Source organism: Agathobaculum hominis, assembly GCF_014288055.1.
In the GTDB taxonomy this organism is placed as follows: domain Bacteria; phylum Bacillota; class Clostridia; order Oscillospirales; family Butyricicoccaceae; genus Agathobaculum; species Agathobaculum hominis.
On record NZ_JACOPK010000002.1, the window covers coordinates 162,888 to 187,713 of the forward strand.

24 protein-coding genes are annotated in these 24,826 nt (G+C 58.6%); 2 read left to right on the top strand and 22 right to left on the bottom strand.

Annotated features, from left to right (window positions below):
* Window positions 1–37: 37 nt before the first annotated feature.
* The 10 genes from H8S02_RS02630 to H8S02_RS02675 form a co-directional block, all read right to left on the bottom strand.
* Window positions 38–1,531 carry a Na+/H+ antiporter NhaC family protein gene (locus H8S02_RS02630; RefSeq protein ID WP_207722046.1) on the bottom strand — a complete coding sequence of 498 codons (1,494 nt, stop codon included), beginning with the start codon at window positions 1,529–1,531 and terminating at the stop codon, window positions 38–40.
* Window positions 1,532–1,973: 442 nt separating this feature from the next.
* Entirely contained in the window at window positions 1,974–2,573 is a 600-nt protein-coding gene (locus H8S02_RS02635) for a zinc dependent phospholipase C family protein (RefSeq protein WP_118684133.1), read from the bottom strand.
* Between the two features lie 206 nt (window positions 2,574–2,779).
* Window positions 2,780–3,652, bottom strand: coding sequence for a radical SAM protein (locus H8S02_RS02640; protein WP_186969180.1), 873 nt, complete (start codon window positions 3,650–3,652; stop codon window positions 2,780–2,782).
* 58 nt (window positions 3,653–3,710) lie between these two features.
* A complete protein-coding gene (locus tag H8S02_RS02645) occupies window positions 3,711–4,091 on the bottom strand; it encodes a hypothetical protein (protein ID WP_186969181.1) in 381 nt (126 codons plus the stop codon).
* A 219-nt stretch (window positions 4,092–4,310) separates the two neighbouring features.
* Entirely contained in the window at window positions 4,311–4,955 is a 645-nt protein-coding gene (pgsA, locus tag H8S02_RS02650) for a CDP-diacylglycerol--glycerol-3-phosphate 3-phosphatidyltransferase (protein WP_186969182.1), read from the bottom strand.
* Between the two features lie 3 nt (window positions 4,956–4,958).
* The gene (rimO, locus tag H8S02_RS02655) at window positions 4,959–6,293 is read right to left on the bottom strand and encodes a 30S ribosomal protein S12 methylthiotransferase RimO (protein ID WP_186969183.1); all 1,335 of its coding nucleotides are present in this window, start codon (window positions 6,291–6,293) and stop codon (window positions 4,959–4,961) included.
* Between the two features lie 232 nt (window positions 6,294–6,525).
* Window positions 6,526–7,362 carry a prephenate dehydrogenase gene (locus tag H8S02_RS02660; RefSeq protein ID WP_186969184.1) on the bottom strand — a complete coding sequence of 279 codons (837 nt, stop codon included), beginning with the start codon at window positions 7,360–7,362 and terminating at the stop codon, window positions 6,526–6,528.
* Between the two features lie 72 nt (window positions 7,363–7,434).
* The gene (locus H8S02_RS02665; protein WP_186969185.1) at window positions 7,435–8,598 is read right to left on the bottom strand and encodes a bifunctional histidine phosphatase family protein/GNAT family N-acetyltransferase; all 1,164 of its coding nucleotides are present in this window, start codon (window positions 8,596–8,598) and stop codon (window positions 7,435–7,437) included.
* Window positions 8,598–9,509 carry a dihydroorotate dehydrogenase gene (locus tag H8S02_RS02670; protein ID WP_186969186.1) on the bottom strand — a complete coding sequence of 304 codons (912 nt, stop codon included), beginning with the start codon at window positions 9,507–9,509 and terminating at the stop codon, window positions 8,598–8,600. Before H8S02_RS02670 ends, H8S02_RS02665 begins: the two co-directional genes overlap by 1 nt.
* Window positions 9,509–10,276, bottom strand: coding sequence for a dihydroorotate dehydrogenase electron transfer subunit (locus H8S02_RS02675; RefSeq protein ID WP_186969187.1), 768 nt, complete (start codon window positions 10,274–10,276; stop codon window positions 9,509–9,511). The genes H8S02_RS02670 and H8S02_RS02675 overlap by 1 nt, the downstream gene beginning before the upstream one ends.
* A gap of 209 nt (window positions 10,277–10,485) precedes the next feature.
* On the opposite strand from H8S02_RS02675, the gene H8S02_RS02680 reads away from it, so the two are divergent.
* Window positions 10,486–10,626: a hypothetical protein gene (locus tag H8S02_RS02680; RefSeq protein WP_158576930.1), complete on the top strand. Its 141-nt coding sequence runs from the start codon at window positions 10,486–10,488 to the stop codon at window positions 10,624–10,626.
* Window positions 10,627–10,800: 174 nt separating this feature from the next.
* Here H8S02_RS02680 and lysS read toward each other — a convergent pair whose 3' ends face one another.
* The 11 genes from lysS to H8S02_RS02735 all read right to left on the bottom strand — a co-directional run bounded on the left by lysS (window position 10,801) and on the right by H8S02_RS02735 (window position 22,999).
* Window positions 10,801–12,756: a lysine--tRNA ligase gene (gene lysS, locus H8S02_RS02685; RefSeq protein WP_186969188.1), complete on the bottom strand. Its 1,956-nt coding sequence runs from the start codon at window positions 12,754–12,756 to the stop codon at window positions 10,801–10,803.
* Window positions 12,757–12,829: 73 nt separating this feature from the next.
* The gene (greA, locus tag H8S02_RS02690; protein WP_118684095.1) at window positions 12,830–13,303 is read right to left on the bottom strand and encodes a transcription elongation factor GreA; all 474 of its coding nucleotides are present in this window, start codon (window positions 13,301–13,303) and stop codon (window positions 12,830–12,832) included.
* Window positions 13,304–13,475: 172 nt separating this feature from the next.
* Window positions 13,476–14,651 carry a S41 family peptidase gene (locus H8S02_RS02695; RefSeq protein ID WP_186969189.1) on the bottom strand — a complete coding sequence of 392 codons (1,176 nt, stop codon included), beginning with the start codon at window positions 14,649–14,651 and terminating at the stop codon, window positions 13,476–13,478.
* Window positions 14,652–14,711: 60 nt separating this feature from the next.
* Window positions 14,712–15,965, bottom strand: coding sequence for a murein hydrolase activator EnvC family protein (locus H8S02_RS02700; protein WP_186969190.1), 1,254 nt, complete (start codon window positions 15,963–15,965; stop codon window positions 14,712–14,714).
* Between the two features lie 19 nt (window positions 15,966–15,984).
* Complete coding sequence (ftsX, locus tag H8S02_RS02705; RefSeq protein WP_186969191.1) at window positions 15,985–16,869, bottom strand: permease-like cell division protein FtsX; 885 nt, start codon at window positions 16,867–16,869, stop codon at window positions 15,985–15,987.
* Complete coding sequence (gene ftsE, locus H8S02_RS02710) at window positions 16,866–17,546, bottom strand: cell division ATP-binding protein FtsE (protein WP_186969192.1); 681 nt, start codon at window positions 17,544–17,546, stop codon at window positions 16,866–16,868. The genes ftsX and ftsE overlap by 4 nt, the downstream gene beginning before the upstream one ends.
* 190 nt (window positions 17,547–17,736) lie before the next feature.
* Window positions 17,737–18,828, bottom strand: coding sequence for a PucR family transcriptional regulator (locus H8S02_RS02715; RefSeq protein WP_186969193.1), 1,092 nt, complete (start codon window positions 18,826–18,828; stop codon window positions 17,737–17,739).
* A gap of 213 nt (window positions 18,829–19,041) precedes the next feature.
* Window positions 19,042–19,758, bottom strand: a complete 717-nt coding sequence (locus tag H8S02_RS02720) for a pseudouridine synthase (protein ID WP_243166385.1) — start codon at window positions 19,756–19,758, stop codon at window positions 19,042–19,044.
* A gap of 181 nt (window positions 19,759–19,939) precedes the next feature.
* The gene (locus H8S02_RS02725) at window positions 19,940–20,440 is read right to left on the bottom strand and encodes a DUF4830 domain-containing protein (protein ID WP_186969194.1); all 501 of its coding nucleotides are present in this window, start codon (window positions 20,438–20,440) and stop codon (window positions 19,940–19,942) included.
* A 306-nt stretch (window positions 20,441–20,746) separates the two neighbouring features.
* Window positions 20,747–21,952 (bottom strand): FprA family A-type flavoprotein, encoded by a 1,206-nt coding sequence (locus H8S02_RS02730; protein ID WP_186969195.1) that lies wholly within the window; start codon window positions 21,950–21,952, stop codon window positions 20,747–20,749.
* A 114-nt stretch (window positions 21,953–22,066) separates the two neighbouring features.
* The gene (locus H8S02_RS02735; protein ID WP_186969196.1) at window positions 22,067–22,999 is read right to left on the bottom strand and encodes a hypothetical protein; all 933 of its coding nucleotides are present in this window, start codon (window positions 22,997–22,999) and stop codon (window positions 22,067–22,069) included.
* Between the two features lie 94 nt (window positions 23,000–23,093).
* On the opposite strand from H8S02_RS02735, the gene H8S02_RS02740 reads away from it, so the two are divergent.
* Window positions 23,094–23,309, top strand: a complete 216-nt coding sequence (locus tag H8S02_RS02740) for a helix-turn-helix domain-containing protein (RefSeq protein ID WP_186969197.1) — start codon at window positions 23,094–23,096, stop codon at window positions 23,307–23,309.
* Window positions 23,310–23,384: 75 nt separating this feature from the next.
* On the opposite strand, the gene H8S02_RS02745 is transcribed toward H8S02_RS02740, so the two are convergent.
* Window positions 23,385–24,746 carry an NCS2 family permease gene (locus tag H8S02_RS02745; protein ID WP_186969198.1) on the bottom strand — a complete coding sequence of 454 codons (1,362 nt, stop codon included), beginning with the start codon at window positions 24,744–24,746 and terminating at the stop codon, window positions 23,385–23,387.
* Window positions 24,747–24,826: the final 80 nt, after the last annotated feature.

The window sequence follows — 24,826 nt, forward strand, 5'->3', positions numbered from 1 at the left end:
TTTGGGTTTGTTGTGCAGCCAAAAGCCGCAGACTTTTTTAGTTCGCCGCCTTTTTGTGCTTGGCGGAGATGACGAAGATGGTGAGCGCGAGCAGGACCAGACCGACAATGAGAGCGATCACGCCGCTGCCGGTGACGCCGCCGACAAGGAAGCCGACGAAGCTCATCGCCGCAACGAGCAGCGCATAGGGAAGCTGCGTGGAAACGTGGTCGATGTGGTGGCACTGTGCGCCTGCGGACGCCAGGATCGTGGTGTCCGAGATCGGAGAGATGTGGTCGCCGCAGACCGCGCCGGACAGGCAGGCCGCAACGGTCATGACGAGCATGGTGGTCGCGCTGTCGCCGAATACCGCAACGGCGATCGGGATAAGGATGCCGAACGTGCCCCAGCTCGTGCCGGTCGCGAACGCGAGACCGAGCGCGATGAGGAAGAAGATCGCCGGCATCAGCATGGAGATAACCGAGTCCGCGCTGACGATAGAGGAAACGAAGCCGCCGATGTTGAGGTAGTCAGCCGAGCATACGCCGGACAGCGTCCACGCGAGCGTCAGGATCAGGATGGCCGGCACCATGGACTTGAAGCCCTCGGTGAACGCCTCGCAGAACTGGCCGAAGGACAGGACCTTGCGCGGAATGTACAGCAGGAAGGTGAATATGAGCGTGAAGAACGAGCCGAGGACCAGAGCGGTCGAGGACGAGCAGTCCGCGAAAGCGTCGATGATGTTCGCGCCCTCGAGAATGCCGCCGGTGTACAGCATCGCGCCGATGCAAAGCACGATCAGCACCGCGATCGGGAGGATAAGGTCGTAGACCTTGCCTGCGCCGCCGACAACGTAGTTCTCCTCGAGCTGAGACAGGTCGTCGTCCTTGTGCTCGCGCTCATACTTGCCCATAGCGGAAAAATCGAAATCCGCCGCCATCAGCCAGATGAGGAACAGCAGCGTCAGAATGGCGTACAGGTTCATCGGGATGGTCTTCATGAACAGCGAGAAGCCGTCCATCGTGCTCGACTCAGGCAGGGAGGAGCCGACTGCCGCCGCCCACGAGGAGATCGGGGCGATGATGCAGACCGGAGCCGCCGTTGCGTCGATGATGTAGGCGAGTTTTGCGCGCGTGATGCTGTATTTGTCGGTGACAGGACGCATGACCGTGCCAACGGTCAGACAGTTGAAATAGTCGTCGACAAAGATGAAGATGCCGAGAAAGGACGTTGCGAAGGAGGCGCCGCGGCGAGACTTGATAGTCTTGACCGCCCATTCGCCGTAGGCGCGCGACGCACCCGATTTTGTGACGAGCGACACCAGAATGCCGAGCAGCACCAGGAAGATGCAGATGTTGATGTTGTCGCCGAGTTTGCCGCCCATGATCTCGAAGGTCGTTTCGACCGCATGGAGCGGATTGAAGCCGGTATACAGCAGTGCGCCTGCCAGAATACCGATCAGCAGTGAGGAGTAGACCTCTTTGGTGATGAGCGCCAGCGCGATCGCGATGATCGGAGGCAGAAGCGTCCATACAGTTGCCGTGATATCCATATTTATTTTCCCCCAGTTATGCAGGATTGGATTTTTGAGCCTGCAATTATATACTATTTTATCTGGTATTCGCTGGCTTGACAAGACCCCGATGCAGTTTTTCTTGATAAAATGATAAATTTGTGCAAAAGGGCAAGAAAGGCCGCGTCAAAACGAAAAAAAGACCGCATTTTTGCGGTCTCAGCTTGTCGAAGAAGTCCATATTCGCGATGCTGACGCTGCCGCGCGGCAGCGCGCATTGAAAAGCGTTTGCCCTGCAAACGCATCAAAACCGGGGGCGTGTACCTCGGTTTTGATACTTTAAGAGGGAGAAAGTTTCCGCATGGGAACTTTCGGACGTCCGTGTTCTGCAAAGTCAGAACACAGATTGTCGGAAAAACGATCGTTTTTCGACAGTCTCAGATCGCATTTTTGCGGTCTTTTTACAGGGCGCAGATGGGCTTTATGCGAGCGCGGGAGCGGTCTCCTCGACCTGCTCGTAAACGATGCTGATGATGGAGAGCACGACGGTTGCAGTCGCGCGGCAGATATGCACCAGATCGTCGTCAATGCCGTGATGGCGGCCCGCAGCGCGGTAAGCGTCGTGCATATCGGTGATGCGGTTCAGCAGAGCATCCACGCTCGTCGGCGGGATGATCGGGTTGACCCACTGCTCGAACTTCGCCTCGGTCATGCGGCGGCGGATCACGAACGCGACACGCTTTTCGTAGACATAGTGCGCGAACAGGTTGTGCGTGTAGATGTCATCGTTGTGCGGATAGGTAAAGAAATCGGTCATGTAGTGGCAGATCTCGCCGAGATCGACCGACAGCTCGCGGCCGTTCGTGGGAGCGATCGTGTACTTTTCCGCAAAAGCGCGGATTTTATCCATTACTTCGTCCATCATGATCGACGGATTGTGGCGCTTGGTAAGGTAGGTGCCAGTGAGGTCGGGCTTCAAATTACCGTAGACGAAGCCGCTCGGGTCAAAGGTTACGCCGCAAGTCTGCTCGACATAATCCATAAGCAGATTTGCGACACGAATATGAGATACGGAATCCATCAACAATCCTCCAGACGGAACGGTTCCTAAGGCGAACGCCTTAACAAATTCTTAACGCGCAGTGCGTGTACAAACTTGAACTTTACAACAGGAACAGTATAGCATAAAAAAGCTATCCTGTCCCGCTTTTTCAGAAATTGTAACACAAAAAACACAAAAGATTCACAATTTACACGAATCACACAAACGAAAACGTTTTCGTTTGGTTATCTTGCACGGAAGGATTCGCTGCGGAACTTGACCTTGCCCTCGAGCGCCTGCCGCAGGCGCTGACACATCGCGTCGCGGTCGCGGTTGAGCGTGCCAGCGAGGTTGACGTAGTTGGAGGCGTGGTTTGCGCGGAAAATGCTGCCATCGGAGTCGATATGCTCGAGAAGGATGAGCGTTTCGTGCGCGATCTCGATCGGGTTCATCAGATAGAAGCGGCCTTCCTGCCAGTCGCGCATGAGCGGCGTCGGCAGCTCGAACAGCAGCGTCAGCAGGCCGATGTACTCCGGCTTCATGCGGGAGAGCGCCTCGGCGGTCTTGACGGCATGCTCTTCGGAGAGCTCGAGCGAGCCGAGACCGGCGATGCAGGTGACAGACAGCTTCATGCCGGCCTCCTTGACCATCAGACCGGCGCGGACGATCTCGTCGGCGGTCTCGCCCTTGTTGACGCGGCGCAGCACCTCATCCGAGCCGGATTCCAGACCCAGATAGATCATCTCGAGGCCGAGCTCGTGCAGCAGGTTAAGATCCTCCTGCTTTTTGCACAGGATGGACGCCGGGGAGCCGTAGCTCGTGACGCGCTCGCACTCGGGGAACAGCTTTTTGATATAGCGCAGGATCTCCGCCATATGCTCGGGGCGGCACATCAGCGCGTCGCCGTCGGCAAGGAAAATGCGGTCGACGCGGCGGTACATGCGGCGCGCCTCGTCGAAATCCGCCTTGACGTCCTCGAGCTTGCGCACGCGGAAGCGCTTTTCCTTGTACATATCGCAGAACGTGCATTTATTGTGGCTGCATCCGATCGTGACCTGAACGATCAGGCTGTACGCCTCGGAAGGCGGACGGAATACGCGGCCCTCATATTCAAACATAGTGTTTCCTCCTGAAATAAAACGGGCAGAGCGTACTCTGCCCGTCTGCGTTTATGTCTCAGTCCTCGAGACCGGCGGTTTCCGGCTCGTCGTCATCTTCGTCCGTTTCCTCGTCGCCGTCCACGATTTCGATCTCGATGTCCGGTTTGCCGTCAGATTCCTCCTCTGGCGGCTCTGCCGGTGTTTCGGCGGCCGCGGCGTCGTTCTTCGCAGCGGCATAGGTTTCAGGCGCCGGGCATTCCTCCGCGCAGGCGCAGGAAGCACAGTCGGACTCGCTGCGCATCATTTCCTCCAGCTCGTCCATGGCCTTGAGCTCGGCCTCATGATAAACCTCTTCTTCACGCTTCTTCTGAAGCAAAACCAGAGCAGCCGTTGCACCAGCGGCACAGGCCAGACTGGTCAGCAGCAGACCCGCTTTCAGCTTGGTAGAATTTTTCACGGTATCCACTTCCTCTCAAAGGTGATGCGGCGCGGCGTCGCGCGGAGCGCGAAAAACGTTCACAGCCGCCCTGTTATTATATCCGAATGGTATATATATTTAATTTACCATATCGTGCGGTGAAAGTCAATCACTCGAAAAGAGGAACGCGAGGAAAGTTCTGTCACAAAAGCGCCGAAAAGCAAAAGGGACGGCCGAAGCCGTCCCCGAAAAACGTGTTTACTTTGCCTTTACTGCGCCGTCCTTGATGAGATCCCAGTTCTTCCTGAGGTAATCATAGCCGGAGTAGATGGTGACGAGCGTTACCACCCAGCCGACGATGGTCAGGATGAGGTCGGCGCCATCCGTGCGAATAGCAAAAATCGCGCTGAAGGAGGTGTTAGGCTGGCTTGCCAGCGCGCCGAAAATGATATAGTGCAGGTAAATGACGATGATGCCGCCGATCTGCACGCAGGTTTTGACCTTGCCGGTCCAGGTCGCCGCCATGACAACGCCCTTGTTGGCCGCGACGACGCGAAGCGAGGTGATGATAAGCTCACGCGCGAGAATGACGCAGACCATCCAGCCTGCCATGGCCTTCTGCTCCACGAACAGGATGAGCGCGGACGCGACGAGCAGCTTGTCCGCGAGCGGATCGACGAACTTGCCGAAATCCGTTACCTGATTGTATTTTCGGGCGACGTAGCCGTCCAGAAAGTCGGTAAACGACGCCACGCAGAACAGAACGAGCGCGATGACTGTGCATGTCGGGAACGAAACGATATAGTTCCCCCTGTCGATGATCAGCATGGGCTGCGCCGCGAAATAGATGAAAAACGGGATCATCGCGATGCGGGTGAGCGTGATCTTGTTAGCGGTAGTCATATGTTATGCCTCCTTCTGACGAACGCCGAGCAGGTCGGGGCCAAGGCTCTCGGTGATGAGAACGGAAACGAATTCACCTTCGCCGGGCTCGGTGTCCATCGCGTCGAAGTAAACGTGGCCGTCTACCTCGACCGAGTCCGCGTAGGTGCGGCCGTACCACAGCTGCTGCTCGTTGTCGAAGCCCTCGACGAGCACCTGCATGACCTCGCCGTGACGCGAGGTGTTGTAGTCGTCGAGTACGCCGGACTGAAGCTCCTCGACGATGAGACGGCGGTTCTGCTTGGTCTCGGCGTCGATCTGGTCGGGCATTTCGGCGGCCTCCGTGCCCTCCTCGGGCGAATACTCGAATACGCCGACGCGCTCGATGGCGGCATTCTGGAGGAACTCGCACAGCTCAGCGAATTCATCATCGGTCTCGCCGGGCAGGCCGACGATCAGGCTCGTGCGCAGCACGAGACCCGGGATGCGGCGACGCATATCCTCGATGAGCGCGGTAAACTCCGCGCCGTCACCCGGACGGTGCATGGCACGCAGGATGCGCTTAGAAACGTGCTGGAGCGGGATATCGAGGTATTTTACGATCTTCGGCTCCTCAGCAATGACGTCGATGAGCTCGTCCGTGATCTGGTCGGGGTAGAGGTAGTGCAGGCGGATCCATGTGAAATCCAGCTTGCACAGCTCACGCAGCAGCTCGGGCAGCAGGCGCTTGTGCTCCGGCAGATCCATGCCGTACTTGGTGATGTCCTGCGCGATGACGATGAGCTCCTTGACGCCTGCATCGCTCAGCGCACGCGCCTCCTCGAGCAGAGACGCCATCTCGCGGCTGCGGTAGCGTCCGCGCAGCTTGGGGATGATGCAGTAGGCGCAGGTGTTCGAGCAGCCTTCCGCGATCTTGAAGTACGCGGTGTAGGAGGGGGTCAGACGGCTGCGGCCGCCGTCGAGCGCGGCGGCGGTCATGTCCGCCATGTAGGCGGCCTGTTCGCCGCGAAGCGCCGCAGTCGCGGCATCCACAATGTTGTCATAGCTGCCGGTGCCGCAGAATACGTCGATCTCAGGCAGCTCCCTGCGCATTTCGTCCGCGTAGCGCTGCACGAGACAGCCGGTGACGACCAGACCCTTCATGCTGCCGGTCTGCTTGTACTGCGCGGTCTCGAGGATGGTCTCGATGGCTTCGGTCTTTGCCGCTTCGATGAAGCCGCAGGTGTTGACCACGCCGACGTCCGCCTCGCTCATATCCTCCGTGATCTCCCAGCCCGCGTCGCGCATAAGGGAGAGCATATGCTCGCTGTCCACCAGATTTTTGGCGCAGCCGAGCGAAATAAGTCCTAATTTCGGCATGAAATACTCCTTTTTATGATAAATCGACAGATATTCATATTATGATTATGCTTAATATAGTATACACCATAACAGACGGTTTGTCATGTAAAGATTTACGGTGCAGAACCGGGAAAAACAGTGCAGAAAAGCAAAAATTTTAAAAAGACAGCCTGTCAGCAGCGTTTGTTTTCGCGCGGCAATGAGAGAAAAACCGAGGACATGCGCCTCGGTTTTCCTGCATTCTTGAATATCAGCCCAGATTTTCCTTGCGGATGCGGCCGTCGCGCAGCAGCTCGGTGAGCGTTTGACGGTCGCCGGCGCGGATGACGCGGCGGTATTCGTCAAGGTGTCTTATGATCTCGTCGATCTCGCACGCGAGCGGCTCGGCATTGCAGAGGAACAGCTCGCTCCACATGGTTTCGTTCAGCTTCGCGACGCGCGTGAGGTCCTTGTAGCTGCCGGCGGAGTAGCCGTTGTGCTTGTCGGCCTCGGGGCTCTTGATGTAGGCCGAGGAAACGACGTGCGCGAGCTGCGAGGTGAAGGCGATCATGTGATCATGCTGCTCGGCCGTGCAGCGCACGGTCTGGCCGAAGCCGAGCGACATGAAATACGCCTCGAGCTGCGACAGGATGCGCTCGCTGCTGCTCCTTGTCGGCACAAAGATCATGCTCGCGCCGTCGAACAGCGTGGGAAGGGCGTAGTCGAGGCCGGAGAACTCGCGGCCGGCCATCGGATGTCCGCCGACGTAGTGCACGCCTGCGTCGAGCGCGGCCTGCTCGAGATGATCGACCATGAACTGCTTGACACCGACCATATCGACAATCACGCAGCCCTTTTTCATTTTCGGCATATTTTCAAGCAGCCAGTCCACGGTTGCCTGCGGATAAAGGCCGATAATGACAAGATCGACCTCGCGGAACAGTGCTTCGGTCGCGATGGCGTCGATCGAGCCGTCAGCGAGAGCCTGTTCTGCGGTCGCGCGGGTGCGGTTCCAGCCGAGAACGCGGCTGAGCGTGCGCGCCTTGATGGTTTTCGCCATCGAGCCGCCCATCAGACCGAGTCCGGCAACGAGTACGGTATCAAACATGAGTGGGTGCCCCCTGTTGCTAATTTTATTCAGATAAAGTGTATAACGGCGAGGCGGCTTTGTCAAGGCGGATTATTCCGCCGTCAGGCGCTTGAACATGCGGTAGTGCAGGCCGTTCGCATCGCGGTGCTCGCCGCGCTGCTCGAAGGCGAATTTGTGATAAAAGCCCTGCGCGCGCAGGTTTTTTTCGGCCACATGGGCGCACAGCCAGGTCTTTCCGAGCGAGCGGTATACGCTGATGGCCTGACCGAGGATCTGTGCGCTCAGACCGCAGCCGCGGTATTCGCTGCTGATGCAGAAGCCGCCGAGCAGACCGACGTCCGGCTCCTCGTCGTACCAGGTCTTGAGGTAGACGAGCGCGGCGGGCGTTCCGTCCTCGAGCAGACCGAACGTGCACGAGCGCGGCGATACCTGCTGCGCTCGCTCCACATCGCGGAGGAGGGCGGCCGGGTCAAGTCCCTCGTCCGTGCCGTAGGCGTTGCGGTGCAGCTCGCGCATGAATTCCACGATCTTATCCACATCCTGTGGATTGTTCGGGTCGGCGCGGCGGAACCAGATCTGCGGCGAGACCGGGATGCCTTTGGCGTTCTTCCAGCCGATGCAGGCGAAGGTCGAAAGCTCCTGCGGCAGATGAGAGGCGTCGTTTTCATATACAACGTCGATACTGCCGTCGTCGGCAAAATCGAGCCGCGCCACGCAGGTGTTGTCGCCCCAGCCGATCTCGTTCATCTTTTCGGGCGGAAAGCCGTGCGCGATGGTCAGCGCGCCGCGAATGGCGGAGCCGTGCGTGACGACGGCGATGGCTTTGCCGTCGTTTTCCTGTGCAAGGCGGCGCACCTCGTTCAGCATGCGTGCGCCTGCCTGCATGACGGTCTCGCCGTGCGGCGGCGCAGCCTCCCACGGACGGGCGCACCATTTCGCGTACTGGTCAGGCCAGCCGTGCGGCAGCTCGGCCCACGGGAGATCCTCCCAGTCGCCCATGTCGATCTCGTGCAGATCATTCCGCAGCTCGACCGTCAGACCGTGCGGCGCTGCGACCGCCTGCGCGGTCGCGCGTGCGCGGAACAGGGGGGAGGCGTAGACCGCCGCGAGCGGCACGTTTTCGAACCGCTTCGCCAGACAGGGGAGCTGCTGATATGCGCGCGGCGTGAGCAGGCTGTCATACAGTCCGTGGCAGCGGCGGTAGATGTTGCCCTCGGCCTCGGCGTGACGGATGATGTAGACCGTCGCCGCCATCAGCCGACCTCGACCGCGCCGGACAGCTCGGAAACGCTCTTGACGCCGTGTGCGTCCATCCATTCCTCAAGCTCACGCAGCGCCTTGACGGGAGCGGTGGGGTCGTTGAACATCACGGTGCCCATGGCGACCGCGTCCGCGCCCGCGAGCAGCATTTCCACGATGTCGCGGCCGGTGCGGATGCCGCCCATGCCGAGGATGGGCACGGAGACCGCCTTACGGACCTGATAGACCATGCGGACCGCGACCGGGAACACCGCCGGGCCGGACAGGCCGCCCATGACGTTGGACAGGATCGGACGGCGCTTTTCGATGTCGATGCGCATACCGAGCAGGGTGTTGATGAGCGAGAGCGCGTCCGCGCCGGCAGACTCGGCCGCACGGGCGATCTCGGCAATGTCGGTGACGTTCGGGGACAGCTTGACGATGAGCGGCTTTTTCGCCTTTGCCTTTGCCGCCGAAACGACCTCCTCGACCATTTTCGGCTGCGTGCCGAAGGCCATGCCGCCGCATTTTACGTTCGGGCAGGAGATGTTCATCTCGATGAGGTCGACGTCCGCGTCCGAGATCTTTTCGACCATGCCCTCGTATTCCTCGACCGTGTTGCCCGAGACGTTGGCGATGATCTTCGTGTCGTACTGACGCAGGAAGGGGATCTGCTCCTTGATGAAGCGGTCGATGCCCGGGTTCTGCAGGCCGACGCAGTTAAGGATGCCCTGCGGGGTCTCTGCGATGCGCGGCGCAGGATTGCCGAGGCGCTCGGTCGGGGTCAGGCCCTTGACGCCGATGCCGCCGAGCTGGGACAGGTCGAAGAACTCGCCGTATTCATGACCGAAGCCAAACGTGCCGGATGCGGTCGTGATGGGGTTTTTCAGCTCCACGCCGCAGAAATTTACTCTTAAATCAGCCATTACCACTCGACCTCCTCAGCATTGAATACCGGACCGTCCTTGCAGACGTGACCGTAACGGGTTTCGCCGTCCTTCGCCTTGAGCGCGCACGCGCAGACGAGGCACGCGCCGATGCCGCAGCCCATGCGCTCCTCCATCGAAACCTGGCAGGGAACGCCGGCCTGCTTCGCGATGGCGGCGATGGCCTTCAGCATGGGCTTCGGGCCGCAGGCCGCGACGCCGGAAGCAGAGGCAATCTGCTCCTTCAGCACATCGGTGACAAAGCCGTGGCGGGCATAGGAGCCGTCGTCGGTCGTGACGAAGGTCTCGCATTCGTCGCGGAAGTCGCCCTCAAGGATAACGGCGCCCTTATTGCGGAAGCCGAGGATGGCCGCAGGCTTTGCGCCCTGCTTTACCGCCTCGCGCACGCAGCCGAGCATGGGGGGCACGCCGATGCCGCCGCCGATGAACACCGGAGCGCTGCCGAGCGCGCCGACGTCAAAGCCGTGGCCGAGCGGGCCGAGCACATCGAGCTCGTCGCCGGTCCTGCGCTCGCTGAGCCACTTCGTGCCCTCGCCCTTCACTTGAAAGACGATGCGCAGCTCGGGCGCCTTCCATGCACAGATCGAGATCGGGCGGCGCAGCAGATGACCCTCGCCGCAGGCAATGTGAACGAACTGGCCGCACTGCGCCAGCTCCGTGGTCTTCGGTGCGTGCAGCACCATCAAAAATAAACCGTCGCCAAGCTGCGTATTTTCCGCAACGCGGCAAATTTCCTGCACTGACATAACATTACTCCCTCCGGTATTCGTCTGTACCGTTCGGGTACAGCCTTGTATTTACGCTTGTACTGTCATTATAAAGGAAAAACGGGAAAAAGAAAAGAGCGGAATTGCCGCAGGCGAAAAAACAAGGCCGCCGTATCAGGTATAAACGGCGGCAGAGCGTGTATAATACGAAAAAAAGAGATGCTGAACGCAGGAGGGAGGAGGACACGATGGAAGAGAAGCGTTTTCTGACCATACACGACGCATCGCGCCTGTGGCACATCGAGGCTGAGGAGCTGCGCCGCCGCTGCGCGGAGGGGAGGATAAAGGGCGCAAAACAGGTTCGCGGCATCTGGCTGATCCCGCAGTAGAGGACTGCCGCGCGGCTGGCAGTCTGACGATAAAGTACGTTTCAGGCAAAAGACAGATTGTCGGAAAAACGATGGTTTTTCGACAGCCTAAAGCCCCGCAGAATTACTTCTGCGGGGCTGCTTTATATTGGAAAACGCATCAGACAGGCTTTCTGATGCGTTTTCCGGGGGTGCTTAGTACAGCTTTGCGCCTGCCGGGATGTGAGGATCGACCATCAGCAGATGGAGCTTTTCCTCGCCGTTTTCGTGGTGAACGGCAGAGATCAGCATGCCGCAGGAGTCGATGCCCATCATCGGGCGCGGCGGCAGATTGGTGATAGCGATGCAGGTCTTGCCGACCAGCTCCTCCGGCTCGTAATACTCATGAATGCCGCTCAGAATAACGCGGTCCTCGCCGGTTCCGTCATCCAGAACGAACTTCAGGAGCTTCTTGGACTTCTTCACCGCTTCGCATTCCTTGATCTTCACAGCGCGGAAATCGCTCTTGGAGAAGGTGTCAAAATCAACGAAATCCTGGAACAGCGGCTCGATCTCCACGTTCGAGAAGTCGATTTTTTCCTCCGCCTCGGGAGCTGCCTGAGCAGCCTCCGCCTGAACCGGAGCCGCCTTTTCAGCCTTCTTGTCGGAGTCCAGCGGCTTCATTGTCGGGAACAGCAGGACATCGCGGATGGAAGCGGCGTCGGTGAGGAACATGACCAGACGGTCGATGCCCATGCCCATGCCGCCCGTGGGAGGCATGCCGTACTCGAGCGCGTTGATGAAGTCCTCGTCCATCATGCCCGCTTCCTCGTCGCCTGCGGCGCGCAGCGCGACCTGACGCTCGAAGCGGCCCTTCTGGTCGATCGGGTCGTTCAGCTCGGAGAATGCGTTGCACAGCTCGCGACCGTAAATGAAGCACTCGAAGCGCTCGGTCAGACGCGGATCGGACGGCTTGCGCTTTGCCAGCGGAGAGATCTCGACCGGATAATCGGTGATAAAGGTCGGCTGCATGAGGTTTGCCTCGACGTACTCGTCGTAGCACTGTGCCATCAGGTCGCCCCAGCTCTCCTTGCCCGGCTCGATCTCGAGACCCTTGGCCTTAACGGCCTCGAGCGCCTCCTCCGGAGACAGAGCCATGAAGTCGATGCCGGCATATTCCTTGACCGCCTCGGCCATGGTCATGCGCTTCCAGCCCTTGGAGAAGTCGATCTCAACGCCCTGATACATGACCTTGGTGCTGCCGAGGACCTTCTCGCAGACATGGATGACCATGTCCTCGGTGATGTCCATCATGCCCTGATAGTCGGTGTAGGCCTGATACAGCTCGATAGTGGTGAATTCCGGGTTGTGACGGGTGTCCATGCCCTCGTTGCGGAAGATACGGCCGATCTCGTACACGCGCTCGAGACCGCCGACGATCAGGCGCTTGAGGTGCAGCTCGGTCGCGATGCGCAGGTACATATCGATGTCGAGCGCATTGTGATGGGTGATGAACGGACGGGCAGCCGCGCCGCCTGGGATGGTGTTGAGGCACGGGGTCTCAACCTCCATAAAGCCGCGGGAATCCATGAAGTTGCGGATCTCGCGCACGATGGCGGAACGCTTCTCAAACGTGTCGCGCACACCCGGATTTACGATCAGGTCAACGTAGCGCTGACGATAGCGCATATCGGTATCCTTCAGGCCGTGCCACTTCTCGGGCAGCGGATTGAGGTTCTTGGAGAGCAGGGTCAGCTCGGTGACAGCGACCGAGATCTCGCCCTTCTGGGTGCGGAAAACCTCGCCCTCGATGCCGATGATGTCGCCGATGTCGAACTTCTTGTAGCCCTTGTATACGTCCTCGCCGACGTTGTCGCGCTTGATATAGAGCTGAAGGCGGCCGTAGCGGTCGGTCATGTCCGAGAAGGACGCCTTGCCCATGATGCGCTTCGACATCATGCGGCCTGCGAGGCGGACGGTCTTGCCCTCGAGCTCGTCAAAATGCTCGTGGATGTCGCTGGTATAGTGATCGCGCTCGAAGCGAACCTGCTGGAACGGGTCGTTGCCCGCAGCCTGCAGCTCGGCCAGCTTCTCGCGTCGGATGCGCTTGAGCTCGTGCAGCTCCTCTGCGGTCTGCTCGTGCTGCTCCTGCGCCTGATGCTGTTCTGCCATAGTTTCCCCATCTTTCTGTATCATTTATCTGCGTTTTTAAGGAAACGCGCCTGTAAACGGAGTTTTTCCGCGCTTACTTTTCGATCTTGACGATCTGGTACTTGATCACGCCGGCCGGAGCCTCGACCTCGACGACCGTGCCGACCTTCTTGCCGAGCATTGCCTTGCCGAACGGGGACTCGTCCGAGATCTTGCCGTCCATCGGGTCAGCCTCCTGCGAGCCTACGAAGTGGTACTCCTCCTCCTCGTCGAACTCCAGATCCTTTACAACAAAGCGGCAGCCGGGAGAGACCTCGTCTGCGGCATAGGTATCGCCGGTAACGACGACCGCCAGCTTGATGATCTCCTCGAGCTCTGCGATGCGGGAGTAAAGCTTGCCCTGCTCGTTCTTCGCCTCATCGTACTCGGCGTTCTCGGAAAGGTCGCCAAAGGAGCGCGCTTCCTTGAGCTGCTCTGCGACTTCGTCCGCACGGGTAGTCTTGAGGTATTCGAGTTCTTCCTTATAAGCGTCCAGGCTTTCCTGTGTCAGCTTGATTTCTTTAGCCATATCTGCAAACCCTTCTTATTCATCAATAATCAGTCTCCTCCGGCGCGCAGACGCTGTCAAAGGGACTGTACAGTACATTTTATTATATGTAAAGCCGCGCGATGTGTCAAGGCAGCAGACGCATTTTCCACATATTCGGCAGAAAAAACTGTCTTTTGCCCTGCCTTACAGGTCAGTTTTTCAGACTCTGCACCTCGCTCAGCGCGCGCTGAAGCTGCGGATCGCCGTCCGTCCCGAGAAAATAGAAGTTCGCGGTCTGCTCATCGGTGAGCGCGGTCTCGATGTCGGGGGCGATGCCCGTGTCCGCGAGGCTCTTTCCCTTAGGCGTAAAGTATTCCTCGACCGACAGGTTGACCGCCGAGCCGTCCGAGAGCGCATAAGTGCGCTGTGCGCGGCCCTTGCCGGTGGTGTGCGTGCCGACGAGCGTCGCGCGCTCGTATTCCTGCAAGGCCGCCGCGAAGAACTCGGCCGCCGAAATGCTCTGGTCGTCGATCAGCACCGCGATCGGCAGGTCGATCATATCCGCGTCCGAGGAGTAGACGGTCTCGTGGCCGTCCTTCTCGCGCAGCGTCATGATCGTGCCCTCCGGGAGCAGCGGATCGAGTATCTCGCTCATCTCCTTGACCTTGCCGCCGCCGTTGTGGCGCACATCGATAACGAGCGAGGTCATGCCCTCGCCGGTCAGCGTGTCGAGTACGTTCCGGAACTGCCCGGACACGCCCGTGTGGAAGTTTTCGATGCGGATATAGCCGGTACCCCCCGACAGCATCTCGCCCCACGCCATCTTCTGCGTTACGGTCGCGCGCTTCATCGCAAGCGTTTTCGTTTCGCCGGCCGCCGTCCGGATCGTGACCGAGACGTCCGTGCCCTCCTCGCCGCGTATCGCGGAGATGACCGCATTCGCGCCGTCCTTTTCGACCGTGAGGCCCTCCGCGCCGAGGATGTAATCGCCCTTGACAATGCCGGCCTGCGCCGCAGGCGAGTCATCGTAGACGATCGAGATGCGCACCGTGTCCGCTGTGCTCGTGACCGAAACGCCGATGCCGCAGCCCGTACCCTCGCTGCTCATACGGTAGGCCTCGTACTGGTCGGCCGGGATGTAGCTCGACCACTTGTCGCCCAGACCGGTCACATAGCCGACCGCCGCGTAATCCGCAACGCTCCCGCTGTCGGTCTCTCCGATATATTTTTCCGAGACCAGACGGTCGATCTCGCGCAGTTTGGTCTCGACAGCGCTCGTTTTCCAGCCGCAGAGCAGCCTTTCCGCGCCGAGCGACGCGCCGGCGGATACGAAGCACAGCAGCACGGCCGCCGCGAGCGGCACCCGTATTTTTCGCAGATTTTTCAATCGTTTTTCCTCCATGAAAGAAGGGAGAGCGTGGACCGCCCTCCCCAAGAATTGATGTACTTAGCTGAAATAGCTCATCGGGTTCTGCGTTGCGCCGTTAACGTAGACCTCGAAGTGCAGATGCGGACCGGTGGAGTTGCCGGTCGAGCCGACCGCACCGATGGTCTGACCTGCGGAGACCGTCTGACCGACCGAAACGTAGATCGCGGACTGATGGCCGTAGGCCGTCATGACGCCGCCGCCGTGATTGATAACGGTGTAGTTGCCGTAGCCGGAGACCCAGCCTGCGGTCGTGACCGTGCCGGAAGCCGCCGCGACGATCGCGACGCCGGTCGGCGCCGGAATATCCTCGCCCTTATGGAACTTGCGCGTGCCGAAGATTGGATGGGTGCGCCAGCCGTATGCGCTCGAAGCGTTCGTGTAGCCCGGCAGCGGCCAGGTGAACGTGCCGCTGTAACGGGTAGCGGAGCCCGAGCCGGTCGTCGTGACCGGACTGCTGCCCGAGGAATTCTTCTGCGCCTTTGCTGCAGCGGCAGCCTTGGCGGCCGCCTCAGCCTCCTTGCGCGACTGCTCGGCGATCTGGTCGCTGACCGTGTCCATCTCGCTCGTGATGCGCTCGTACTCGGCCTTCTGCTCCTTCTGGTAAGCCTCAAGGCTCTCCTGAAGCGCCTTCTGCTGCTCCTCGCTGGACTTGAGCTCCTCGGCCTTGTAGTTCAGGTTGTCCTGATACTGGACCTGCTCGTCCTGCGTTTTCTGGAGGTCATCGCGCTTCTGCTGAATGTCCTCCTTGGCTGCCGTATACTCCGCGACGATCTTCTTGTTGTCGTCCATGATGGTCGACACAATGTCGAGACGGTTGAGCAGATCGGAGAAGCTCGACGAGTTGAGCAGCACCTCGAGATAGCTGATGTCGCCCTGCTCGTAGGTCGTGCGGACGGTCTGCGAGAAATTCTCTTCCTTCGCCTCGAGCGCCTTCTGCGCGCTCTCGAGCTCGGTGGACTTGACGTCGATCTGCTGCTGGAGGCGCTCGATGTACGCCTTTACGGTCTCGATCTCCTCCTTGGTGAGGGTGATCTCCTTCTGGAGCGCTGCACGGGTCTTTTCGACGTCGCTGACCTTGTTTGCAGTCGAGTCGAGCTCCTTCTTGATCTCAGCCTTCTGGTCCTCGAGCGAGGAGAGCTTGTCCTTGAGTTCTGAGCTCGAGGCCGCGCCCGCATAAACGATGCCAGAGGCAACGACCGACACGAGCATTGCGCCGACCAGAATGCCTGCGACAGCGCCGGATATCAGGCGCACGGTTTTCTTTTTCATCATAAGATCGTTCTCCTTGTTCTCAGACATCCATGAACTTGCGGATGCTCGTTACCGAGCCGCCGATGCCGAACAGCGCGCCTGCGCCGGCAAAAACGGCGAGAACGAGCCACTTCAGGCTTTCAAACGGCAGAATTTCGAAATAGGGGATGACGCCGCCTGCGACGCTGTACAGCTCGGTGTACAGACCCCACTCGGCCAGGAACGCCAGACCGCCGGCCACAAGGCCGATGATCATGCCCTCGATGACGAACGGCCAGCGGATGAACCAGTTGGTCGCGCCGACCATCTTCTGAATGGAGATCTCCTCGCGGCGCGCGAACATGGCGAGCTTTACGGTGTTCGAGATGATGAAGATCGAGATGACCGCAAGGCCGACCACCATCGCGAGAGCGACGATATTGAATACGTGCTGGATCTGGATGAGCTTGCTGATGACTGCCTCATCCGCGCGGACATTTGCTACGCCCTCGATCATTTCGATGTCCGAAATGGTCTCCTCAGCCTGCGTCGAGTCCTTGAGGGTCAGGATGTAGCTGTTGCGCAGCGGGTTGTTCGAGGAATTGTAGTCCTCGAGGATGCTCGCGTCCGCGCCCAGCTCCTCGCGGTATTTTTCAAGCGCGACGTCGCGGTCCTCGAACTCCACGGTCGCGATGTTGCTGATCTTCTCAAACTGCGGCTGAAGGTCCTTCGCCTCGCGCGTCGTGAGGTTTTCGTCGATCCAGACGACGATCTCGTTGGACTGCTGGAGATCAACAATGCTCAGGTCGATGTTGTACGCGATGAGCGTCACCGTGCCGGTCAGGATCAGACAGGCGACCATGATGGCGATCGCCGCGATCGACATGAACCCGTGCTTGAAGATGTTGCGCAGGCCTTCCTTCCAATAGTAACCAAAACGTCTCATGCCTGATAGTACCCACCTGTCTGGTCGCTGACGACCGAACCGTGGTCGATCATGACGACTCGTTTTTCAAACTCATCTACCAGACCCTTTTCGTGCGTGACGATCAGGACGGTAGTGCCCAGCTCGTTGATCTTCTCGAACAGCGTCATCAGCTCGAGCGAACGCGCCGGGTCAAGGTTGCCGGTCGGCTCGTCCGCGATGATGAGGCGCGGGTTGTTGACGAGGGCGCGCGCGATGGCAACACGCTGCTGCTCGCCGCCCGAAAGATTCATCGGCTTTTCCTTCGCCTTGTCCGCGAGGCCGACCAGATCGAGCACATAGGGCACGCGCTGCTTGATCGCCTTGTTCTTCGCGCCGATGGTGCGCATCGCGAACGCGACGTTTTCGTAAACCGTCTTGGTCTTGATGAGACGGAAATCCTGATAGACTACGCCGAGCGTGCGGCGCAGATACGGGATGCGGCTCTTTTTCATCTCGCCGATATTGTAGTTGTTGACCAGCACCTTGCCCTCGGTCGGGCGGACCTCGGCCGTCAGCAGCTTGATGATGGTCGTCTTGCCCGAGCCGGACGCGCCGACCAGAAAGACAAACTCTCCCTCGTCCACACGCAGGCTGGCTTTATTCACCGCGCGGATACCGTTGTCGTATACGACGGTGACATCGTTCATCCGGATCAAAAGCGTTCCTCCTCGATGACTTCGTAACAAACAAAAAAATACAGAGGTGTGCATTTCCCCACACACCTCTGATAATTATAACAGATAAATGCCCGATGCGCAAGAAGCGAAACAACGCAGATTTTGCGCAAAATGACGATTTTCCGTGAAATTTTTGTGAACTTATGCCGGCTTTTGTCCGTTTTGCCTGTCAGCGCACGCCTTCCTCGCGGCTTGCGAGATACTTGCGGACCATGAGCGCGACCTTGAAAACGATGGCGTGATCGAACTCGCGCAGGTCGAGACCGGTCAGCTTTTTGATCTTCTCGAGACGGTAGACCAGCGTGTTGCGGTGTACGAACAGCTTGCGCGAGGTCTCGGAAACGTTCAGATTGTTTTCGAAGAATTTCTGGATGGTGAACAGGGTCTCCTGGTCGAGCGAGTCGATCGAACCCTTCTTGAACACCTCGCTGAGGAACATTTCGCACAGCGTGATCGGCAGCTGATAGATCAGACGGCCGATGCCGAGGTTTTCGAAGCTGATGATGTTCTTTTCGGTGTCGAATACCGCGCCGACCTCGATGGCGGTGGTCGCCTCCTTGAAGGACTTTGCGATATCCTTCATCTGGGAGGATACCGAGCCGATGCCGATGAGGCACTTGACCGACAGCTCGCTCATCAGCGTCTCCTCGATGGAGGAGGCGAGCTTGACGAGTTCCTTGGATTCGCTGCCTGCCTTGACCTCCTTGACGACAACGATGTCGCTCTCCGAGATATGCAGAACGAAATCCTTCTGCTTGTCCGGGAACATGCCGGTCACGACGTCGATCGCCGCTACATCGGCAGGCTCCTGCTGACGGATGAGGAAGACCACGCGCGGCACATCGTTGCCGAAATGCAGCTCGCGGGACTTGATGTAAATATCGCCGGGCAGGATGTTGTCCAGAATGATATTCTTGACAAAGGTTGCCTTGTCGTGCTTTTCGTCATACAGCGTTTTGATGTTGTTGATGGATACCGCCACCAGCGAGCAGATGCTGCGCGCCAGCTCGTCCTCGCCCTGCACGAATACCGCATACTCCAGACGCGAGGAACGGTCTCCCGTAATATGGTAGGTATAACCGCCGAATCGGACGATCTCTCCTGCAAAACCCAGCTCAGTGATCGCCTCCTCGCGCATTTCACCGATACGGGGCAGATCGGTGCACGCGACGACCGCGCCGCTCGCATCCACAATGCCAATGGTGCGATCCACCGTGTCCTTCATCTGTAAAACAATCGACTGGAACAATCTCGAAGCCATTTCCATCACCTTTCCCGTCTTTTTCAACTTCTTCTGTCATGCAAACGGCGCTCTCCCGCGCCGTTCGATGTTCCCTCTATGAACATTCTCTACAAGAACATTCTGTGTTTCGTGTGTATTTTAAGACATTATATCACATGTCTCCGCGTTTTTGTACAAAATATTTAAAAATTTTTGTCGATTTTTCGGCAGACGCCGGTTTCGGCCTTTCTTTTACAGGCCGTCCGGCGGCCGCAGCGCGCCGAGCTCCTCCTCGGTCAGCTCGCGGAATTCGCCTGGCGCAAGGCTTTCGTCAAGCCGCACGCCGCCGAGCTGCACACGCTTCAAAAACGTGACCGTTGCGCCGCACGCCGCGATCATGCGCTTGACCTGATGGTACTTGCCCTCGTGCAGCGTCACGCGCACGCGCCCGTCCGGCAGCAGCTCGAGCAGCGCCGGGCGGCAGACCGTGCCGTCGCGCAGCGTCAGTCCGGCGCCGAAGCGCTCCGCCGCGTCGGGGACGAGCGTGCCGTCAAGCTCGGCCTCGTAGACCTTGGAAACGTGCCTCGACGGGCTCATCAGCGCATGGCTGAGCGCACCGTCATCGGTCACAAGCAGCAGGCCCTCGGTGTCCTTGTCGAGCCGCCCGACCGCGAACAGGCCGCGCCGCAGGCTCTCGGGGAACAGCTCCAGCACGGTGCCGTGCCGCTCGTCGCGGCTCGCCGTGATGACGCCGGCCGGCTTGTTGAGCATATAGTAGCGCTGTGCGCAATAGGTCTGCTCGCGCCCGTCGAGCGACACGCGGTCCGCATCCGGGTCGACCTTGGCTGCGGGGTCGCGCTCCGCCGTGCCGTTCACCGCAACGCGGCCTGCACGGATGAAGCTCTGCACTTCTTTTCGGCTGCCGCAGTTCAGGTGACTGAGCAGCTTGTCCAATCGCATCTTCGGCATTTTGTCTCCCCCGCCAATCGAATACTGAATATAGTATAACGCTTTTTTGCATTTTGCACAATAGGGAAATATAAAAAAAGTGCAATCCCCCGAAAATGTTCTATACATACGCTAATATGTCGAACACGTTTTCGTTGAATTGCACAGATTTCCAGCAGTTGTGCATTTTGTCGGCGGCCTGTCAGGGGGTATCCTGCGGTTCGGACGGATGCTCGCGCAGACCGTGCACGAAGCCGTCTGCCTGCGGCGAGGATACATCGGCCGCGATCAGCTTCCCGCGCCGGACGAGCAGATTTGCTGTAACGCCCTGCTCGCCGCTCGGGTGGTTTGTGATCTCGTAGGTGTAGAGCGTCGCACGCCTGCCGCGGCAGGGAGTGAGGTCGAGCCCCTGCGCGAGCTGAATCTGGTTATAGCTTTCGTAAACCTCGTCAAATTCCTCGGGGATCTGCACCTCCCGTTCTCCGCGCGGCTCCTCGATGACCTCCCAGCCGCAGTCGCGCAGGAGGGCAACGCGCTGCTCATTCGTGCGCAGTTTGACGTCCAGGCGCATATTCTCCGAAGCTGCCGCCGCCGGCTGCGCGTCCGCCGGCAGGAGCACAGCCGCCCCTGTCAGAACCGTGCCGGCTGCCAGCACGCACGCCAGGATTTTTCTTACCGAAACCTTTGCCGCAATTACGATCATGGAACGTCCCTCCTGCTTTTGGTCTATCCTATGCGGGGGAGGCGGCGAGTAGAACAAAAGCTCCCCCGAAAAAAACGGAGGAGCTCAGTCTGTCGATAAAATCCATTTTTCACGATGCAGGAGCAGCCGCGCGGCAGCGCACATGAAACAGCGTTTGCGCTGCAAACGCATAAAAACCGGGGGCGTGTACCTCGGTTTTTATACTTCTGGAGGGAGAAAGTTTCCGAATGGGAACTTTCGGACGACTCGTGTTCTGCGTTCGTCAGAACACACCTTGTCGGCGAAACGTCAGTTTCGCGACAGGCGTTAGCCGTTGACCTGAGAGGCCAGCTCCTCTGCCAGTGCATCGAGCGATGCAAGCTGGTTCTTTGCGAGGGCCGACTTGAGGGTGATCGGGTTTTCGAGCACGGTCATGTTCTTCATGGTGTCGATGACGGCACGCATCTGCTTGCCCGCCGTCGGCGCCCATGTGCCGTTGTCGATGATGGCGACGGTGCGGTTCTGGAGAGCGAGCGCCTTGATGTCGGACAGATATGCCTCCATTTTCGGCTGAACGCCGCCGTTGTAGGTCGGCGCTGCGAGCACGATATGGCTGCACCGGAAGCTCTCTGCGACGAGCTCGGAGACGTCGGTCTCGGAAACGTCGTACATGGCGATATTCTTAACGCCCTTGTCCGCGAGCATATTCGCCAGAACGTTCACCGCGTTCTCGGTGTTGCCGTACATGGTCGCATAGGCGATCATGACGGTTTTGTCCTCCGGCTCGTAGGTGCTCCATTTCTGGTACTTCTCGAGCAGCGTGCCGAGGTTCTCGCGCCAGATCGGGCCGTGCAGCGGGCAGATCATCTGAATATCGAGTGCCGCAGCCTTCTTGAGGACAGCCTGCACCTGAACGCCGTACTTGCCGACGATGTTGGTGTAATAGCGGCGCGCGTCGTTCATCCAGACGTCGTCGAACGTGATCTCGTCATCGAAAATATTGCCTGCCAGTGCACCGAACGTGCCGAATGCGTCCGCAGAGAACAGGATCTTGTCCTTTTCGTCGTAGGTGACCATGACCTCCGGCCAGTGCACCATCGGCGCGAGCACGAAATGCAGGGTATGCTCGCCGGTGGAGAGCTTGTCACCTTCCTTGACGACGAGCGTGCGGTCGGAAACATCGAGGTCGTAGAACTGCGCGAACATCTGCGCCGCCTTTGCAGTGCAGACCATCTTCGCCTCGGGATAGCGGCTCATGACCGCGTCGATCATCGCGCAGTGGTCCGGCTCCATATGCTGCACGATCATGTAATCGAGCGGGCGGCCGTCCAGCGCGTGGACAACGTTTTCGATATACTGGCGGCTGATGGACTCGTCCGCTGTGTCCATCAGCACGGTCTTGTCATCGAGCAGGACATAGCTGTTGTAGGACACACCGCGCGGAATGGGGAAAAGGTTTTCAAATCGGCTCAGGCGGCGGTCGCTGCCGCCAACATAAATGAGATCTTCCTTGATCTTTCTGGTACTGTGCATCGCACGACACCTCCGTGTTTTTTAACTAACGAAATTGTAGCATATTTTCGTTCGCGCGTCCAGTGGAGATGTGCGCGGAGACAGACGAAAAAACAGCGGCAACGGCCGGTCTGTTTATCCGAGCATTGCGTTGAGGGTGCTGTACGCCGTTCTCTGCGCGCTGTTTACCGCATCATAATCTGGCGAGGATTTGGCCAGTTCGCTCCGCATGGTCTCAACGGCGTCTCTGACCGTGCTGACCTGCCCTGCAAGCTCCGGTTCGCATTCTTGAATGGTTGCGAGGCTGAAAACAGGCAGTTCTGTTGTTACACTGTTATCCGCAACACAGGACACACCCCACAGATTGTCTTCCAGCATGGACTTGCATATCGTCAAATTCAGGTCGCGCGTGCCGGTATCCCGGTTCTGTTCCGCTCTCGAGGCCGCTTCCAGACTGTTTTTGCAGATCTGCGCACGAATTTTCACCGAATGAACCAGCTGCCATGCATCCGGATCATCCTCGACCGCAAAAACGCCGTCCGGCCATGCAATCGTCTGAATATCTGTCCCGGCAACCTCCGCCGTATATCGCAGCTGCGCGTTCAGCGACAGATTAAAGTTCAGCTTTGCGGTGCAGCCATCTTTCATATCATTCTGATTGACCGCAAATGCAGAAATCATGCGGACCGGTTCGCTGCCGCCCCAAAGCGTACCGCATTCGCCCGGTGTGGTATAGCCGCTGTTGTCGATAAAATTGCGTATCAGCGTACTGCCGCTGCACTGCTCATAAGTGTTCGTGTCGTTCAGCGTCACTTCGACCGCATCGCTGAAGCCCGACAGCTCCACGTTGCTGTCATTTCCGCTGTTGTCCACATCGTAGACTGCAAACAGATACCGCTGAACCGTGTCCAGTCCCTCCGTAGACAAATTGAGCTGGTCGGACGGCTCCAGCAGAAATACGCCTTTTACATCAATCTGCGTTTTGCTTGCGTTCGAGTCTGTCCCGCCTCCGCAGGCGCTGAGCAGCAGCATGGCGAATAGCAGAAATATCGCAGCGCTCTTTTTCATTCTTGTTCCTCCTGTTTGATATTGACCGATATTGGTTAATATCAATATACACCAGATACGGTTAACATTCAAGTAGAAAGTGAGGCTTGAATGTATGATTTCCTTTGAAAAGCTTTGGGATACCATGAAGGAAAAGGGGATTTCCCAATATGCGCTGATCAAAAAGTATGGAGTCAGCCCTGCACAGATCACTCGGCTGAAGCGGAACGAGAGTGTCAGCACGCATACCATTGAAATGTTCTGCGAAATCCTCGACTGCCGGGTAGAAGATATAATGGAATATAAAAAGAATGCCGAAACAGACCGGTAACATCGCGTTACCGAAGCCGTTTCGACAGTAAAAGGGGCCGCAGAGCGGCCCCTTTGCTTATTTTCTGTATGGTTATTACAGGAAGATATACTTGAGTACGAACAGCACTGCTAGGACGTACATCAGCGGAGCGACCTTCTTGCCCTTGCCGGTTGCGAGGTTGAGCAGGACATAGGAGATAACGCCCAGAGAGATGCCCTCGGAGATGCTGTAGAACAGCGGCATCGCGATGATGGCGAGGTATGCCGGGATGGACTCGGTGAGGTTGTCCAGATCGAAGCTGATCTCGGTAACCGTGCCGACCATCAGGAAGCCGACCATGATCAGCGCCGGAGCCGTCGCGAAGGACGGGATTGCAGTGAAGATCGGGGCGAACAGCGTGGAAACGAGGAACAGGATGCCGGTGACGAGCGCGGTCAGGCCGGTGCGGCCGCCGACAGCGACGCCGGATGCGGACTCGACAAAGGTGGTGGTGGTGGAAGTGCCGAGGATTGCGCCTGCGGAGGTCGCGATGGAGTCTGCCAACAGAGCCGGCTTGATGCCCGGCAGCTTGCCGTCCTTGTCGAGCATCTTCGCCTTGGTGGCAACGCCGATCAGCGTGCCCAGCGTATCGAAAATATCAACGAACAGGAACGAGAAGATGACAACGATGAAGTTTACGATGCCGACTGCGCTGAAATCCACGTTGAAGCACTGACCGAAGGTCAGACCCAGCTTGGAGAAGTCGGTCATGCCCCAGCTCGGGAACAGGGAATAGAAGCCTGCGTCCGGCGTCGGAACGTAAAGGCCGGTCACCTGGCAGAGCATGCCGAGGATCCAGGTCAGCAGAATGCCGTACAGGATGGCGCCCTTCATCTTGCGGGTGTAGAATACCGCGGTGAAGAACAGACCGATGAGGGTCAGCAGTGCGCAGATACCTGCGGTGTGGAAGTTCTCCGGGAAGCTGATGATGCCGACCAGCGTTGCGGAGTCTACGCACAGGCCGGAGTTCTGCAGGCCGATGAACGCGATGAACAGGCCGATGCCGACCGAAACGCCCTTCTTGAGCGTGAGCGGAATGGCGTTGAAGATCGCCTCGCGGACATTGGTCAGCGACAGGACGATAAAGATCAGACCCTCGATGAATACCGCGAGCAGCGCGACCTGCCAGCTGTAGCCATAGCCTGCAACAACGGTGTACGCCATAAAGGCGTTCAGGCCCATGCCGGCCGACAGCGCGAACGGCAGGTTCGCCATGAATGCCATGCACAGCGTGCCGAGGCAGGACGCCAGAGCCGTCGCGAGCAGGACCGCGGTGGTATCCATGCCGGTAGAGCCGAGCACGCTCGGGTTTACGGCAAGGATGTACGCCATGGTCATAAAGGTAGTGATACCGGCCATGACTTCGGTCTTGACTGTGGTTTTGTGTTCCGATAGCTTGAATATGCGTTCAAACATCGTTTTTCCCCCTTTTAATTTTTAGGCTTTCGCCTTGATTACGGATTTATGGCAATACCGCATAATTGGACAAGAGCGAT

What these genes read in the sequence shown, in the direction of transcription:
- H8S02_RS02630 (WP_207722046.1), bottom strand. Translation starts at nt 1,531, where the DNA reads ATGGATATCACGGCAACTGTATGGACGCTTCTGCCTCCGATCATCGCG.
- H8S02_RS02635 (WP_118684133.1), bottom strand. Translation starts at nt 2,573, where the DNA reads ATGGATTCCGTATCTCATATTCGTGTCGCAAATCTGCTTATGGATTAT.
- H8S02_RS02640 (WP_186969180.1), bottom strand. Translation starts at nt 3,652, where the DNA reads ATGTTTGAATATGAGGGCCGCGTATTCCGTCCGCCTTCCGAGGCGTAC.
- pgsA (WP_186969182.1), bottom strand. Translation starts at nt 4,955, where the DNA reads ATGACTACCGCTAACAAGATCACGCTCACCCGCATCGCGATGATCCCG.
- rimO (WP_186969183.1), bottom strand. Translation starts at nt 6,293, where the DNA reads ATGCCGAAATTAGGACTTATTTCGCTCGGCTGCGCCAAAAATCTGGTG.
- H8S02_RS02660 (WP_186969184.1), bottom strand. Translation starts at nt 7,362, where the DNA reads ATGTTTGATACCGTACTCGTTGCCGGACTCGGTCTGATGGGCGGCTCG.
- H8S02_RS02665 (WP_186969185.1), bottom strand. Translation starts at nt 8,598, where the DNA reads ATGGCGGCGACGGTCTACATCATCCGTCACGCCGAGGCCGAGGGCAAC.
- H8S02_RS02670 (WP_186969186.1), bottom strand. Translation starts at nt 9,509, where the DNA reads ATGGCTGATTTAAGAGTAAATTTCTGCGGCGTGGAGCTGAAAAACCCC.
- H8S02_RS02675 (WP_186969187.1), bottom strand. Translation starts at nt 10,276, where the DNA reads ATGTCAGTGCAGGAAATTTGCCGCGTTGCGGAAAATACGCAGCTTGGC.
- H8S02_RS02680 (WP_158576930.1), top strand. Translation starts at nt 10,486, where the DNA reads ATGGAAGAGAAGCGTTTTCTGACCATACACGACGCATCGCGCCTGTGG.
- lysS (WP_186969188.1), bottom strand. Translation starts at nt 12,756, where the DNA reads ATGGCAGAACAGCATCAGGCGCAGGAGCAGCACGAGCAGACCGCAGAG.
- greA (WP_118684095.1), bottom strand. Translation starts at nt 13,303, where the DNA reads ATGGCTAAAGAAATCAAGCTGACACAGGAAAGCCTGGACGCTTATAAG.
- H8S02_RS02700 (WP_186969190.1), bottom strand. Translation starts at nt 15,965, where the DNA reads ATGATGAAAAAGAAAACCGTGCGCCTGATATCCGGCGCTGTCGCAGGC.
- ftsX (WP_186969191.1), bottom strand. Translation starts at nt 16,869, where the DNA reads ATGAGACGTTTTGGTTACTATTGGAAGGAAGGCCTGCGCAACATCTTC.
- H8S02_RS02715 (WP_186969193.1), bottom strand. Translation starts at nt 18,828, where the DNA reads ATGGCTTCGAGATTGTTCCAGTCGATTGTTTTACAGATGAAGGACACG.
- H8S02_RS02720 (WP_243166385.1), bottom strand. Translation starts at nt 19,758, where the DNA reads ATGCCGAAGATGCGATTGGACAAGCTGCTCAGTCACCTGAACTGCGGC.
- H8S02_RS02725 (WP_186969194.1), bottom strand. Translation starts at nt 20,440, where the DNA reads ATGATCGTAATTGCGGCAAAGGTTTCGGTAAGAAAAATCCTGGCGTGC.
- H8S02_RS02730 (WP_186969195.1), bottom strand. Translation starts at nt 21,952, where the DNA reads ATGCACAGTACCAGAAAGATCAAGGAAGATCTCATTTATGTTGGCGGC.
- H8S02_RS02735 (WP_186969196.1), bottom strand. Translation starts at nt 22,999, where the DNA reads ATGAAAAAGAGCGCTGCGATATTTCTGCTATTCGCCATGCTGCTGCTC.
- H8S02_RS02740 (WP_186969197.1), top strand. Translation starts at nt 23,094, where the DNA reads ATGATTTCCTTTGAAAAGCTTTGGGATACCATGAAGGAAAAGGGGATT.
- H8S02_RS02745 (WP_186969198.1), bottom strand. Translation starts at nt 24,746, where the DNA reads ATGTTTGAACGCATATTCAAGCTATCGGAACACAAAACCACAGTCAAG.